This window comes from Lutimonas sp., assembly GCF_051011215.1.
Lineage (GTDB): Bacteria > Bacteroidota > Bacteroidia > Flavobacteriales > Flavobacteriaceae > Lutimonas.
Genome location: NZ_JBPCUJ010000136.1, coordinates 13,082 through 29,182, shown reverse-complemented (window position 1 = coordinate 29,182; position 16,101 = coordinate 13,082). Strand labels below are relative to the sequence as shown.

The following is a 16,101-nucleotide window of genomic DNA, read 5'->3' as shown; positions in this document are numbered from 1 at the left end:
TTTGCACAGCGATTAATTAGTTGAAATGAAAGTTTGTATTGCTGAAAAACCTAGCGTTGCAAGAGAGATTGCCAAAATCTTACAAGCCAATACCAAAAGAGATGGATATTTTGAAGGTAATGGCTATGCCGTTACTTATACATTTGGACATCTATGCACACTTTTTGAGCCAAACGATTATAAGCCATATTGGAAAAGATGGGATTTAAATAACCTGCCGATGCTTCCTGAGAAATTCAATATCAAAGTCAATTCTGATGCCGGAATTCAAAAGCAATTTGGAATTATAAAAGGCTTATTTGAAAAAGCGGATGTTGTCATTAATTGTGGTGATGCTGGTCAGGAAGGTGAATTGATTCAACGCTGGGTGATGATGGAGTCTGGTTATACGGGTAAATCACAACGACTTTGGATTTCTTCACTGACTGAAGAAGCCATTAAAGATGGATTTAAAAACCTTCAACCGGCAAGTGATTACGATCAGTTGTTTTATGCAGGTTATTCCCGAGCGATTGGGGATTGGCTCTTAGGAATGAATGCCACGAGATTATACACTTTAAAATACGGAAAAGACCGACAGGTATTATCGGTAGGGCGTGTACAGACTCCTACCCTTGCCATGGTGGTGGATCGCTATCGAAGCATACAAAATTTCAAACCTGAGCCCTATTGGGAATTGCAGACTAGCTATCGAGAAACCCTTTTCAGATATGAAGAAGGACGGTTTTTAAATCAAGAAGAAGGAGCTTCTATAGCTTCCAAAGTGAAAGAAGATGCATTTGAAATTACCAAAATTCAAAAAAAGAAAGGAAAGGAATATGCCCCAAAACTGTTTGACCTGACCGGTCTTCAGGTATACTGTAACACTAAGTTTGGATTCACTGCGGATCAAACTCTTAAAATTGCTCAGAAACTTTACGAGCAAAAACTTGTTACCTATCCACGAGTGGATACAAGCTTTTTACCGAATGATATGTATCCAAAAATTTCAGGAATACTAGGTAAACTATCTAAATATAAAGAACTAACATCCCCGTTATTGGGTAAAAAGATAAAAAAATCAGCCAAGGTTTTTAATGATAAAAAGGTAACCGATCATCACGCCATTGTTCCTACAGGGATTGAATCATATCTTTCTCAGGATCATCAAAAAGTGTATGATATAATTTGCAGAAGATTTATAGCCGCTTTCTATCCTGATTGTGATGTGGCCCATACCCATGTTCAAGGGGAGGCAGCTGCTATATCATTTAAAACAAGTGGAAAGCAAATTGTAAACATGGGATGGCGAATAGTTTTTGAAACTGTTACAACAGAGCCTGGAGCTGAAAAATCTTTGTTACCCGCTTTTGTTACAGGTGAAAAAGGTCCTCATGAGCCTTCTTTTTTAGAAAAAGAAACAAAACCTCCAAGTCAATATTCCGAGGCGAGTTTACTGAGATCCATGGAGACAGCCGGTAAAGACATTGATGATGACGCCATGCGCGACTTGATGAAAGAAAATGGAATTGGAAGACCATCGACCCGTGCCAGTATTATTGAGACCTTATTTCGAAGAAATTATATTGTCAGAAACAAAAAACAGATTCTGCCAACCGCCACCGGAATTGACCTGATAGATACCATTCAAAACGAATTATTGAAATCTGCTGAACTGACGGGAAGCTGGGAAGGGAAACTCAAAGAAATAGAAAAAGGAAGCTATAAGGCCGGCTCATTTATCAGACAGATGAAACAAATGGTTGATCAACTGGTATATGAAGTAAGGTCAGATAACAGCAGCAGAACCATCTCTTCCGTTTCAAATGAAACAAAACCAATTGCGAAAAAATCAAAAGTAGTTTCCAGGCAACTTGTTGGACAGATTTGCCCTGTGTGTAAAAAAGGGCAGCTGGTAAAAGGTTCAAATGCTTATGGTTGCAGTGAATTTAAAGAAGGCTGTACATTATTATTACCCTTTTCTTTTATGGAAAAGAAAATGTCTGAAAATCAGTATATTCGATTAATATCAAAAGGTGAAACCGTTCAATTGAAAGGTTTTTTGCAGTCCGGAAGTAAGGTGAATGGCAAATTGAAACTGAATGAGCTGGGGCAATTGGTTTTTATGGAAAAGGAGCTGAAACAAAAAGTTGAAAAAGAAAACGCTTGTCCAAAGTGTCAAAAAGGACGCCTCTTAAAGGGTAGCAAGGCCTATGGTTGTAGTGAATTTAAAAATGGCTGTGATTTTCTTTTTCCCTTCGATACCTTAAGAATGCTTGCCAATGGTCAGGAGTTAACAAAAACAAAGGCTTTGGAAATACTGTCTAACCCCAATAACTGGGCTAATTAATCTATTAAGGAAGCGCCGTTAAGATCAGTTGTTAAAACCTCGCTCATATAATCAAAATATGGACGCAGCGCCAGAAAGGAATCTTTAACTTCATTCAAAAAATTTGTATCCAACACTTGCTTGTCGGAGAATTTTCTAACTGCCACAAAGCCTTTTTTACGAATTAAGTCAATGGCAGGATCATCTTTTTGAAACCCTTTAGGAGCCGTTTTTAACTCATCTCCTACCAATTCACCATTAAAATATTTTTTGAAATTTTCTTCTGATAATATGGATCGGATTTCTTCATCTCCAAATTCGAATTCTTTTCTGATTCGAAACAGATCTTCTTTATTGGGTGCCCAAAAACCTCCTGCCAGAAAAGATTCTCCAGGTCTGATTCTCAGGTAATAACCGCCTCTTAACCTGTTTGTTTTCCTGCTAAAAGAGCCCGCAAAATGAGGATTATAAGGTGTTTTATCTTTAGAAAATCTAACATCTCTATAAATTCTGAATAACTTAAAATTGTCAATTTCATCCTCTTCTTCCAGTCCTTGACGAACTTGATCATAAAAAGACTTGGCCTCAAGTTGAAGGGCTTTAAATTCATTCTTGTGCTCTGAAAACCACTCCCTGTTATTGTTTTTTTTCAATAATTTTAAAAAGTCCAATATTTCTTTCATCAATACTTTATTTAAGTCGCTTAAAATTAAGGAATTATTTTAAAATCAATTTTGTTTTTGAAGCAGCCTTTCAAAGTCTTTATTTCTAAAAATGGAAACAAGACTGATCATAATCAAAATAGCGACCGTTACATATACAAAATTGGGAATGGGTACCGGATCACCCGTGGCATAAGAATGAAGACCTGTTAGATAATAATTCACGCCAAAAGAAGTCATTGCAATAGAAGAAAATGCAAAGGTACTTGCTATACTAAGTATCAGTTCGGAATTCAACTTAGGAATTAATCTCATATGAAGCACAATGGCATAAACAATAATACTAATAAGTGCCCATGTCTCTTTCGGATCCCAGGCCCAATAACGTCCCCAGGATTCATTGGCCCATACACCTCCCAAAAACGTTCCAATGCTCAGAATAAATAAACCAAGCGTCATGGACATTTCATTGATATAAGTGAGTTCTTTTATTTTAATATCCAACACTTTTGCGTTAGAAGGCCTTTTAAAAATAATCAAAACCTGCGCCATTATGCCTAACAAAGCAGATAAGGCAAGAGGTGCATAACTGCTAATGATTGTTGCCACATGAATCTTTAACCAGTAAGACTTTAATACTGGCATTAAATTGGTGATTTCAGGACTTAACCAATCAAGGTAACTAACAAACAGCAAGGTTCCTGTAAAAATACTTGCCAAGGGTAAGGTGAAATCAGATTTTCTGAAAAATACTAGTCCAAAAAACAACAATGACCAGGCGACAAACACAAGCATTTCATAGCCATTACTCCAGGGCGGATGACCCGCTATATACCACCGAAGAATGAGATTAAAGGAATGAATTAGAAAAACGATGAGTGTCAGTAAAATCAACAAGTTCATGAACATCTGCAAACCTTTGGATTTCATAAATATCTTTGTGATGGCTACCAATAATAAAAGCAGGCCTATGCAGAAATATGCCTGAAACAACCAGAAGTTCAAATTCAATTCATTATACCATAATTCGGCTGAAATCTGGCCCTCAGAGGGAATAATATCCGCCGCCAAAACATCTTGATACTTTTTTATGTATGCAAGTTTATCTTCCGCCTGAGACCAATCTCCGGTGGTTTTGGCCTCCTGGATATTTATAAAATATAAAGGAATAATCCCTTGAGCAAATCTGGCATCATCTTCATTAAAATCTGTGAAATCATGGTTGGGGTTGTACCAGGTTTTAGATGGGTCATCCTTTTTAGGGAAAATTTTCAAATAATTACCAGAGAGCACATTAAACAATAGATTAAATCGCTCATCAACCTTTAAAATCTCTTTGTCATATTCGCTGCGTTCCCCGGGCTTTTTCTCATTTGCCTTTAAAACTTCCTGTTCTAAAATATAATCCCGATTATCATCCAGTAACTGGTTGAAAGAAATTAGATTATTTTTATTTGTAGTCAGATTCTGAAACGTAACGCCACCTTTCTTTTTATCTATTTTGATCAGTGGGATTTCATACCATTTTCCAGGGTCCAAATGAATCGCTAAAAAAACTTGATTCGCATCCAGTTTCAACTCATCTCCTTTATAATAATTCTTTCTGGAAACCTTTCTCAGAAATTCTGAAGCCAGTGTGTTCAAAGGTTTTATTCTTCCATCCAGATCCTGTACCATTAATGTTCCAAAAAGAGCTGCATGAGATCTCTCTACTTTTTGAATACCCAATATACTATCAATAGGTAGCGGAACCTGTCCATTTTGAGCTTGTGACAAAAAGGAAAAACTAGAACATAAAATGACGAGTATGATTGTTTTTGACTTCAGTTTTGCCAGGCGTTTACTGATCAAATTAAATCTCGATCCTCTAGAAAAAAGAGTCAAAAACATACCTAACCCCATTAAAACATATCCTATATAGGTAATTACAGTCCCAGGCAGATCTTTATTAATTGCCAATACTGTTCCTTTTTCATCACTGTCATAGGATGCTTGAAAAAAACGATGTCCCTTATAATCCAACACATGATTCATATAGATACGAAAGTCTTCTTCTGTATCGCCATCAAGAATGGTTACTTCACTGGCATAGGATGACGGACTTGTTGAACCTGGATATTTTTCCATTTGAAAATCACGAAGCTTTAAACTGAAATCACTAGGAACAGCCAAAGCTCCATAGCCAAATTCAACCTCCTTGTCACCAATGGTAAGTCTTTTAAAAATCGGTAAATACCCGTGTTTATAAACCACGGCAACTTCTTGGTGATCCCCGTTTGATTCTAGATCAAATAGGATGATATCATCAATCCTTTCATCATTATCCTTTGGTTTCTTGGCTGCGGATTTCCATACCAAAGATCCATTTTTTTCATGTTTGACAGCTACAAAGGAAAAATCATGAAAACGATATAAGGTATTCATTTTCAAATCATACCATTGTTCAGCATCGAGCATGCCTGCGGTCTCGGTTGCCATGGTAAAAAAGTCGATCGACTCAGAAGATTTGATTCTTAAACTGTCATTGACCTCCCGTATCTCTATTCCGTTTGAAACTTCGCTCTGAAAACCAATTTTATGGGCATGTGTACCAATAGATGTAGCACTTCCCTTTGGAATATAGATAGATTCTCTGCCATTTCCGGCTGAGAGAACCAATTCTAAAAACGCCTGACCTTTTGCATCTTCTGAGCTGATTAATTGCTCTCTCGCATCTGCTATAAATTCTTTGAAAGCGATACTTAATTCAGTACCTCCAATATCCTGTTTGATACTAACATTATTATCTTTTATCGGCGAAAAATAAAGCTCTTTTTGTAATAGTTGATTTGGTTCTACACCTAGTTGGTTTATCTGCAGGTAATTCTTATCAGAAATCATGGTATTACTTGAAGCTCCTTCTCTAATCCTCATGATTCCTTCGAAGCCTGTATAACGACTCACTCCTGCTCCAATTAAAATAATGATAAAGGCCAGATGAAACAGCAACACCGGCCATTTTTGTTTGCGATATAACTTATACCTAAAAATATTGGCAATAAAATTACCCCCTAACAAAACCATCACCATTTCAAACCACCAGGCGTTGTATATGACGGTTCTTGCGGTTTGTGTTCCGAAATCATTCTCCACAAAAGTAGCCGTCGCCATTGCAGCCGCAAACACAAACAAGAGCGTTAGCGCCATTTTAGGTGAAAATAGAAATGCAAAAATTGATTTCATTCTTTATATACATTAAAAACCTCATAGATATATACCTATGAGGTTTGATAGTTATGTGTTGTAAAAATTATTCTGAACCAGCCGGGACAGCATCCATTTTGGCTTCTCTTGCCTTGGCCTCTTCCAGCCAAACTGGTATTACCTCTTTTTGAAACTTTTCTTTTTCGGCTTGTAACTTATCCATATCTAAGCCAACATATTTCTGGGCTTTCGCTTTGGTGCCAATATCCGGCATATCAATGGCCTTATTATGCCCCAACGAAGCCAATAATCGTGTCAATTTTATTCTGGCTTCCTGAACTTTAGTCATTCCTGTTGCATACACTCTGGCAATCTCTACAGGTGAATGAAAGGAACCACCATGAGAAGCTGCTCCATAATCCCATCTCCATTGTGCATGTCTGATATCCTGTAAAATCTCAGCCATTTGTTCTTCAGTTGCACCTAATTCCCAAGCTTTTTCAGCTTCCAAATGAGCCAGTACCAAATCATCTTCTAGCGCAAGTCTTGTTTCTGCCGATTTCTTTTGCCTTGAATATACATTTTCAATCAATTTATTTGTTTCCTGTCTGTGACATACCTGACAGGAATTCGCTACATTGTTTAAAGGCGACTGAATATGGTGATCAGTAAATTTCTGACCGCCCTCACTTTTATAAGGCATATGACAATCCGCACAGGAAACTCCTCTGTCCGCGTGAACTCCGGTGAGATAGGTTTCATACCCTGGGTGCTGTGCTTTTAGCATTGGAGCCTTACTTAAGGCATGGGTCCAGTCACTGAAATTAATGTCGTCATAATACTTCTCCATATCCTCAGCAGAAGTTCCGTTTTTCCATGGAAATACCAAATAAGGAATGCCTTCTTTTCCTGGAATATTTTTATTAAAATAGTACTCAACGTGACATTGTGCACAAACTAAAGATCTCATTTCCTGATGTGTTGCATGCGTAATATCTTCACCCATGGCCTCAAAAGCTTCGACCAGAGCAGGTCTTGAAATTTGAAGGCTCATGTCATTTGGATTATGACAATCCGCACACCCTATGTTATTTACTACTTCACTTCCTTTTGATGCCCATTTTCCTGAATAAAATTCGTCAATTCCCTTTTCATTCATTAACCTTGGTACATCAGGACTTTTACAGGCCCAGCACGTACTTGGCATTGGTCCGTCATTTGGTCCGGTCGGCCCACCTGTTCTTAAGGTATTCCTTAAATCATCGATCGCGTAATAATGTCCTCTTCCCTGGTTGTAATCCTTGGCGAAACCATATCCTGCCCAAAGAATTACCAAATTCGGATCTTCTTCCAAAAGGTCAATCATATGACTCCCGCCCTGATAAGAGGCAAAGTTTGTATCCAATGTTTGCAAATATGATTGGTATTCTTTTGGGAAATTCTTACCCCATACATCGTTTCGAGGTTCATTTTCGCTTATCTCTACCTTAGGCGTATAAGCAAACTTGGCTTCATTTTTTCTGTTTATTACGCTTGAAGCAAGCATTCCTAAAAGGAATACAACTACAGCGGTCACGATAAATAAGATCCAATTCTTCATATTAGTGATATTTTTATTTATTCATTTCATTTTGCAACCAACCTGGAATTACATCCTTTTCCGGATCCGTTGGTATAGGCGCGATTGTATATTTAGTACTTGCCAAACCATGTACCTTGCCGTGTGGCACCTCACGATGACAGTCCCAGCATTGCCTTTTAGTTCTGTTTTCTGCGTGATTATCTAGCCAGCTTGACAATTTTACATCGGTCACTTGATTGCTATGACATCTTATACAATTATTGTGTACCACTTCCTGCGACGCCTCTTTCATTTTAATCACCTGAGGTTCCTGACGAAGTGTAAAAACTGTAGCGTGGTATAACCCATCCTTTGCCTTAAAAAAATATTTATTAGCTATATTGTTATGAGGAACGTGGCAATCATTACAGGAAGTTGCCTCTCTGTGGGAACTGTGCATCCAGCTATTGTATTCTGAAGTCATTACGTGACAATTGACGCAGGTCTTTGGATCATCTCCCATATAAGAGATAACTTCTGATTCTTTGGCTAAAAAAGTGGAAAGTCCAACAATAGTACCAAATATAACAATGGCATACGGAAGCCAACGAGATTGATATGGAAGGAAATTAAAAGCCAATTATTTTAGTTAGTTTTGAAGTGTAAATATAATCAAATCCTTTAAAGCAAGGCAATTCAGATAATATTTATTTTGAATTTGTTCCTACTTCCATAAAACATTCGTTAATTTGTACCTTTAAACAGAAAACAGATACTTAAACGTATCTTTTTTATTTTAAATACAGGTAATTTAAAAGTTTAATTTACAAATTATTACATTACTCCAATTAATCAATTACATTATGAAAAAAATTCTTATATCCTTAATTTTAATTATTGGTACGGCGCATTTATCTGCACAAGAATTAACAGTTTCTGCTCAATTAAAGCCGCGTTTTGAAGCGAGACATGGTTTTGGTACTTTGGCCTCTCCTGATGACGAAGCTGCCCTTTTTGTTTCACAAAGAACACGTTTGAGCATCGATTTTGCCACTGAAAAATATGAGGTGTATATGGACATTCAAAATGTAGGTGTTTGGGGTGATGTCAGTACACTGTCTAAAAGTGATAAAAATGGCACCTCATTTCACCAGGCCTATGGTGTTTATCATTTTTCTGAGAAATTTGCCATTAAGTTAGGTAGACAGGAAATCGCTTACGATGACCAAAGAATTTTTGGTGCTGTTGACTGGGCACAGCAGGCAAGAAGCCATGATGCCTTATTATTCAGGTTTAAGCCAGGTAACAAGAGTAAATTAGATGTTGGTTTTGCATTAAATGCGAATGGAGAAACCAATTTTAAAGAAGATTATGCTGTCAACCAATACAAGAGTTTACAGTACGCCTGGTTCCACACTAATTTTACGGAGAATACCGGATTAAGTTTATTATTCTTAAACAATGGAATGCCCTATAATAAAGTAACAGGTACAGAGCCGGGAGGTGACCCAATTACAGAACAAAAAACAACTTATAGCCAGACTATAGGTGGACGATTCACCTATAAAAGAGATCGTTTTAACTTTAATGCAGCTACGTATTTTCAAGGAGGAAGCACTCCCTGGAGCGGATCTACAGGAACTCAGGATTTATCTGCTTATTATTTAGCAGCTGATGCGAGTTTTAAAGTAATTGATGTATTAAAATTAGGAGCAGGATTCGAAATACTATCAGGTAATGATCAAGATGGTGATATAACAAAAAATAATGCCTTTAACCCCTTTTATGGTACCAACCATAAATTCAATGGTTGGATGGATTATTTTTATGTTGGTAACCATGCCAACAATGTTGGTTTAGTTGATATCTTTGTGCCTATTGTCTTTAATCAGAATAAATTACAAATGAGATTGATCCCTCATTTCTTTTCTGCAGATGGCACAATCTTAGAACCAGGCTTTCAAAAAGCCGATTCGTATTTAGGTACGGAAATAGATTTTGATGTTAAGTATGAATTGGTGAAAAACGTGAATATTTTCGCTGGTTATTCACACATGTTTGCTACTGAATCAATGGAAATTATCAAAGGAGGAAGTAAAGATGAAACCAACAACTGGGGTTGGGTCATGATCACCTTTAAACCTACTTTTTTCAAAAAGAAATTTGACGAGCCAAAAGGATAGGTCATAAACCTTTTATAAAACAGGTTAATGAAAAGGAAGGTATTGATCATTGGATTGATGTGGCCTGAGCCCAATGCTACGGCTGCAGGGACCAGAATGATGCAATTGATTCGATTTTTCCTGGAGCATGATTTCGACATCAGTTTTGCTTCTTCGGCAGCAGTTACTGAATTATCTGCTGATCTAAAATCACTTGGTATTTCTTGTCTGTCAATTGAACTCAATAGTAGTAGCTTTGATGAACAGATCAAGAATCTGGCTCCTGAAATAGTTGTTTTTGACCGCTTTATCAGCGAGGAGCAATATGGCTGGCGAGTGCATGATTCCTGCCCCAAAGCCCTTAGAATACTCGATACGGAAGATATACATTTCTTGCGTAGAGCAAGAGAATTGGCTCTCAAAAACAAACAGAAGGACTGGAGAAGTTTCCTGTACAATGACACTGCAAAAAGAGAAGTTGCAAGTATGTACAGGTGTGATTTGTCTCTGGTGATTTCAGAATTTGAAATGAACCTTTTACGCAAGGAATTTAGGTTATCTCCTGCCCTGTTATTTTATCTGCCCTTTATTGATGAATCCTATGCTGATGTAAACTTTGAAAAGTATCCCAAATTTGAAGATAGAAAAAACTTTATGAGCCTTGGGAATTTCAAACATAAACCGAATGTTGATGCGGTGCGTTTTCTTCGTGAAAACATTTGGCCACAGATTAGAAAAAAGCTTCCTAAAAGTGACATCCATATATATGGTGCCTATGTGCCAGAAGGAATACGGCAATTGGAAAGTAAAAAATTAGGCTTTATTGTGAAAGGCTGGATTTCTGATAAGAGCGAAGCATATGTAAATTATAAGGTCTGCCTGGCTCCGCTGAGGTTTGGAGCTGGACAAAAAGGAAAGCTATTAGACGCGATGGTTTTTGGCACTCCAAGTGTCACTTCAAGCGTTGGTGCAGAAGGAATGTCGGTTGCTGAACAATGGAATGGCTATGTAACAGACAATGATCAGGAGTTTATTGAAAAGGCGGTTTCGCTGCATCAACATCAGGAATTATGGGAAGAAGCCCAATCGAAAGGCAGACAAATTTTAAACAACAACTTCAACAAATCTGTTTTTGAGAAAATGTTTGCTTTAAGAGTGAGAGAAATAACTGAAAATCTAGCATCTCATCGTACAGAGAATTTTATAGGAAGTATGCTTATGCATCATAGCATGCAAAGCACCAAGTACTTCTCAAAATGGATTGAGGTTAAAAACTATTTAACAATAAAATAATATAATAATAAACCCCAACCTGTCATTAATAACAAACCACCTACTGGTGTTATTGGGCCTAAAAATCGCATATTTAACTTTTTAGCCTTCCCATAACAAAGGGCATAAATACTTCCGGAAAACAATACGACTCCTATAATAAAACTAGAAGCGATCATTCTTTCTGTAAAGGATATAAAATCGAAATGGAATCCTAAAAACAGTAAAACAACGGCGTGCATAAGCTGGTATTTGACACCAGTCTCGAAACTATGTAACACTTCGGCCGGAAGAATTCGCTTTAATCTATGAGCACCAAAGGCTCCAAAAATAATTCCGAAAAAGCCAAATATCGCAGCGCATACTTTAACAATTAAAACCATCTGGATTTTTTTAAAATTAGAACATGAACTCTTTCCCATACGATGGATGTCAGGACCTATTCCAATTATTGTTTGATGTTAGAACGATAAAATCCAAGTAAAATTTTATGTTTCCTTACTTTAAATAAAAATCCCAAGGGAACTCCATCAAGATCTTAAAAATACCCAGAAATCAACAGCGGTCAGTTTCTTTCTTTTCTATAACAAAACCATTAACAAATCTTTAATATAATTAAGGTATTAATGTCATATTCGTTAAATATAAGTTAATCTGGTATAAAAATCGTAACAATCATCTTAATATGAGCGTCTATATAGTAGAAACCATCAAATTATTACATTATGAAATCAGATATAAACACATTCGCAACAGAAGACAGAAGGTATGTTCAATTTTCCAATTTTAAAAATGCCAAACGGATTAAATGGTCAGAACACAGACATTACAGATACTAAATCTTTTTAATCATGTAAAACCATTGAAATTTGAAAAACATACATCACCTCCAAACATAAAAAAACTTCTATAATGGAAGTTTTTTATTTGAAACCCTCATGATCCTCACACAGATCCTGAATATCTTCACGTATTTTTCTAATCCTCGTTTTTGAAAAACCATTTTTCTCTAATAACTCAGGAGCTTCGTATATTTCTTTACAGAGAACCACTCCTTCCTTCAAAAACTGCTGCTTCTCTCTTTTTGTTAAAGAAGTTAAAACAGTAATCGGGAAAAGTCTGGATTTATTGATCCTGTATTTCAGACTTTTCGTTTCGGGATAATCCCAACTCACAAGTTGCAAGCCGGCACATTTGGCATAATCCATGGCATCTGAGGTGAACCTCGTATTGGTAAATATCCATCCCTGATAGTCCGTAAAAGGCTTTGATGGGTCATACTCCAACTGACTTTTCACATCGTTAAAACGTGAATGAATATACAGAGGGATTTTTACATCATTGGCCTTGCCTTGAGAGTTATGGTATTTACATTCAACAATGTAGCATCGTTCCTCTTTACAGGCTAACACATCTACTTCATGAGTCACACAATTTCCTTTCATTACAATTCCCACATTGACATCATATCCGTCATGTTTAAAAATATGTCCGATATAATTCTCAAAAGGGAACCCTGATGGTCCCAATTCCATGATGGCTTTTTTAAGCTTATAACGTGATGCACTGGGGCGTCTTCTGCTTTTCAAAAGTTTAAAAGCCTTGTCATAGATTATTTTGGTTGAAATACCATGAAATAATTCTTTTTCAATTTCATCCGTTATCTGTTGAACCAAATTATGATCTGCATTTGCATTCTTTAAGGATCTTCTGAGTTTGTTCACATCAAAATCAACCAATTCACCGGAAAACTTCTTAACTTTTATTGATTTATTCATAAGTCTAATATAACAAGTTATTTTCTTATTAAGCCGAATCGTTGTACTTTTGCACTTGTTAAAATTGCCTCAGCACATGAACAATCTGTCTCATTTTTTTTATCAATATTTTATAGAACTTGGTCTGTCAGACCTGGCGTCTAAATATTTGAATCTGATCGTTTTATTGATAGCTATGTTATTGATTATTTTGATAACAGATTTTGTTATCAGAAAATTTCTATTGAATTTATTCATTAAGTTTTCAGAAAAAACAAAAACACATTTTGATGACTATGTAGTCAACAATAAGGTTCCTCGAAATGTGGCCCATATCATTCCATTATTAATTGCCCTGGAACTGGCTCCTATTGTTTTTGTGGATTTTAAATATTTAGAAGTCTTTGTTGCCAAAGGACTACAAGTATTTAGTATTTTACTGACTATCTGGATTATTCGGAGTTTCATTAAGGCCTTACGAGACTATTTAAATACGAAAGAACGTTCAAAGGACAAACCGATCAACAGTTATGTGCAAGTCATTCTAATTGTAGTTTGGTCCATTGGGTTGCTTTCAGCATTTGCCATAGTTACCGGAATTCCATTCTTTAAATTTATTACGACGCTGGGTGCAGCTTCTGCTGTTATATTACTGATCTTCAGAGACACCATCATGGGTTTTGTCGCCAGTTTACAGGTTTCTATCAATGATATGGTACAGAACGGAGATTGGATCAGTTTTGAAAAATTTGGTGCCGATGGAAATGTTACAGAAATCAATCTGGCAACTGTTAAAGTCCAGAATTTTGACAAAACCATCACCACTATACCCACCTATGCCCTTATTTCTGATTCTTTTAAAAACTGGAGAGGAATGGAAGATTCAGGAGGTCGAAGAATTAAGCGAGCTGTTATAATAAAACAAAGCAGCATTTCGTATTTAAGCGACTCCAAAGTAAAAGAATTGATGAAGATTGATTTGATAACGGATTATTTACAAAAAAGAGATAACGACATCAAGGCTTATAATGAGAAAAATAATATCAATAAAGACCTGTTAATTAATGGTAGAAACCTTACCAATATTGGTGTTTATAGAAAATTTGTTGAAAGCTATATAGAGAATCACTCCGCCATCAATAAGGACATGATGATTATGACAAGGCAACTTGCCCCTACTACACAAGGCATTCCTATTGAGATTTATGCCTTCAGCAAAGACAAGCGCTGGCAAAACTATGAATACATCATGGCAGATATATTCGATTATATCATTGCGGCAGTTCCCTATTTTGATCTCGAAATATATGAGCAGGTAACTGATTTAAATACTGCTTCTAACAATTAAAGCCTATTGAGGCACTGTTATTGAGTTTACGATAAAATCAGCCACCTGGCTGGTGCCCTTCTGTTTGATCATTTCAAACTCATCGTTTCCTGCGTTAATAAAGTCTTTCATCAAAGGAGATGCCACATGAGGAAAAACACTTAATGCAAATATGTTAATCATCAATTGTTTTGGATTAATGTCTCTGATGAGTCCTTCCTCTATTTCTTTCTCAATTTGAGCGTAAAAATTCGTCGGATCAGGCATTCTGAGGTTTACAATAAATTCTTTGGCAAAATCAGTTTTAGAATTCAGCTTTCGAATTAAACCCAATGGCAGAAACTTGTAATCATTGATAAAAGAAACATAATTATTGGTAAAATGCCTTACTTTTTCAATGATCGGCATTTCTCCATCCATGATATCCTGGAGCTGAGGAGAAATTCGACCATACAATTCAAGGAAAACATATTTAAAAATATCATCCTTACTTTCAAAATAAGTTTTGAGTTCTTTTTTACTGATTCCGGCTTCTTTTGCAATAGAGCTCATACTTGTGCCTTTGAATCCATTACTTTGGAATTCAGCAATAGCAGCATCTATAGCTTTTAGCTGGTTTGGGGGAAAATTGTTCATATGTATAAAGATTTACTAGATAAATGTAAAAAATAATTCATAACTCACAAAAAAAATGCCTGTTCTATCATTTTTCAACATGTTCTAATAGCTTTTGATTCCTGTAAGATACCTGTCATTCTTTTCATAGACCACTTTATTTGCTAACTCTATCTTGTCCTGATATTCCATCCCAGGACTTACTTCAATTTTTTGGAATAAATAGAAATTCTTTCCTTCCCTCAACATTTTAAACAAATAGTACTGATCATCCGACCTCACAACCGCTGTTTTAGAAATAAACACAGAAGCCCTATCTTCTTTCACTATTTCGGCCTGCACAAACATTCCTGGAATAAAATCAGTATCGTCCTCTTGCTCAATATGCACATGTGCCGTAACCGTTCTGTCCGCTCCAATAGACTTGCCGATCAGGTGTACTTCACCGGCATAACTCCTTTCAGAGGATTCCGGCAATCTGAAAATAACCTTTTGTCCTTTTTTCACCTCCAAAGCATCTTTCTCGAATATCTTTAATTCTAAATGCACATGTTCGGTATTTACGATTTCCATAATAGGATCAGAAGTTGACACATACGAGCCTGTTTTGACATTTATTTCAGTTATATCCCCTGAAATAGGAGCATAAATATTTGACTTTTCAGTGAAATTCCCATTTTCAACCGCATCCGTACTTATATTCAATAGTTCCAGCTTCTTTTTCAGCCCGGTATAAATGGCTGATACCCTTTTAAAATCGCTTTGGGCTTTTAAGTAAGACTTTTCTGAGCTGATTTTCTCGTTGTACAGAGTTAATTGACGTTGGTAATTTGATTCTAAAAAAACCAATTCCTGCATGGTTTCAAGGTACTTTTGTTGCAATTCTAAAAATTCAATATTCTCAATGCTGACAAGAAAATCACCTTTCTCTACCTGATCTCCAATTAACAATTGAGAGTTCTTGATATAGCCACCCACTTTGGCACTAATTACGGCCCTTCCATTTGGTGGAACTTCGATCATCCCAGTAGATGTAATAGTCGACCCTGTACTTTCTTGTACCGGATGAGTGAATCCAAGCTTGTTTTCTTCAAAAATTGTTTTTGAAATGCGAAGCGTGTCGGAGCGAAGGTTTATTGAAAATTCTTCGATGCGGTCTTCTGTCATTTTTTGTTTCTCCTCGCCACAAGCAGCGAATAACAATAATGAGACCAATACGAATATGTAGTTTTTTAATGTATTCATGATTTGCAG

General features: G+C 36.4%; 12 protein-coding genes. 4 read left to right on the top strand and 8 right to left on the bottom strand.

Going from position 1 to position 16,101, the window contains the following annotated elements; all coding sequences use genetic code 11:
* Window positions 1-25: 25 nt before the first annotated feature.
* Entirely contained in the window at window positions 26-2,329 is a 2,304-nt protein-coding gene (locus ACR2MV_RS13320; RefSeq protein WP_434022439.1) for a DNA topoisomerase 3, read from the top strand.
* Here the strand turns inward: ACR2MV_RS13320 and ACR2MV_RS13315 are convergent.
* The 4 genes from ACR2MV_RS13315 to nrfH form a co-directional block, all read right to left on the bottom strand.
* On the bottom strand, window positions 2,326-2,991 hold the full coding sequence (locus ACR2MV_RS13315) for a DUF2461 domain-containing protein (protein ID WP_434022437.1): 666 nt from the start codon (window positions 2,989-2,991) through the stop codon (window positions 2,326-2,328). The two genes, ACR2MV_RS13320 and ACR2MV_RS13315, sit on opposite strands and share 4 nt — an antisense overlap.
* Before the next feature lie 45 nt (window positions 2,992-3,036).
* Entirely contained in the window at window positions 3,037-6,192 is a 3,156-nt protein-coding gene (ccsA, locus tag ACR2MV_RS13310; protein ID WP_434022436.1) for a cytochrome c biogenesis protein CcsA, read from the bottom strand.
* 67 nt (window positions 6,193-6,259) lie between these two features.
* Window positions 6,260-7,753, bottom strand: coding sequence for an ammonia-forming cytochrome c nitrite reductase (nrfA, locus tag ACR2MV_RS13305; RefSeq protein WP_434022434.1), 1,494 nt, complete (start codon window positions 7,751-7,753; stop codon window positions 6,260-6,262).
* Between the two features lie 13 nt (window positions 7,754-7,766).
* A complete protein-coding gene (gene nrfH / locus ACR2MV_RS13300) occupies window positions 7,767-8,354 on the bottom strand; it encodes a cytochrome c nitrite reductase small subunit (RefSeq protein ID WP_434022433.1) in 588 nt (195 codons plus the stop codon).
* Between the two features lie 223 nt (window positions 8,355-8,577).
* Here nrfH and ACR2MV_RS13295 point away from each other — a divergent pair, with 223 nt between their 5' ends.
* Together ACR2MV_RS13295 and ACR2MV_RS13290 are read left to right on the top strand one after the other, a co-directional pair.
* Window positions 8,578-9,897 carry an alginate export family protein gene (locus tag ACR2MV_RS13295; RefSeq protein WP_434022431.1) on the top strand — a complete coding sequence of 440 codons (1,320 nt, stop codon included), beginning with the start codon at window positions 8,578-8,580 and terminating at the stop codon, window positions 9,895-9,897.
* Window positions 9,898-9,924: 27 nt separating this feature from the next.
* Window positions 9,925-11,169: a glycosyltransferase gene (locus ACR2MV_RS13290; protein ID WP_434022430.1), complete on the top strand. Its 1,245-nt coding sequence runs from the start codon at window positions 9,925-9,927 to the stop codon at window positions 11,167-11,169.
* Here the strand turns inward: ACR2MV_RS13290 and ACR2MV_RS13285 are convergent.
* Complete coding sequence (locus ACR2MV_RS13285) at window positions 11,151-11,531, bottom strand: DUF423 domain-containing protein (protein WP_434022428.1); 381 nt, start codon at window positions 11,529-11,531, stop codon at window positions 11,151-11,153. The genes ACR2MV_RS13290 and ACR2MV_RS13285 overlap by 19 nt on opposite strands.
* Window positions 11,532-12,071: 540 nt before the next feature.
* On the bottom strand, window positions 12,072-12,926 hold the full coding sequence (locus ACR2MV_RS13280; protein ID WP_434022426.1) for an ATP cone domain-containing protein: 855 nt from the start codon (window positions 12,924-12,926) through the stop codon (window positions 12,072-12,074).
* Window positions 12,927-13,002: 76 nt separating this feature from the next.
* Between ACR2MV_RS13280 and ACR2MV_RS13275 the strand changes: the two genes are divergently transcribed.
* Complete coding sequence (locus ACR2MV_RS13275) at window positions 13,003-14,253, top strand: mechanosensitive ion channel family protein (protein ID WP_434022424.1); 1,251 nt, start codon at window positions 13,003-13,005, stop codon at window positions 14,251-14,253.
* Window positions 14,254-14,256: 3 nt separating this feature from the next.
* On the opposite strand, the gene ACR2MV_RS13270 is transcribed toward ACR2MV_RS13275, so the two are convergent.
* On the bottom strand, window positions 14,257-14,868 hold the full coding sequence (locus tag ACR2MV_RS13270) for a TetR/AcrR family transcriptional regulator (protein WP_434022422.1): 612 nt from the start codon (window positions 14,866-14,868) through the stop codon (window positions 14,257-14,259).
* Between the two features lie 84 nt (window positions 14,869-14,952).
* On the bottom strand, window positions 14,953-16,092 hold the full coding sequence (locus tag ACR2MV_RS13265; protein WP_434022421.1) for an efflux RND transporter periplasmic adaptor subunit: 1,140 nt from the start codon (window positions 16,090-16,092) through the stop codon (window positions 14,953-14,955).
* Window positions 16,093-16,101 lie beyond the last annotated feature (9 nt).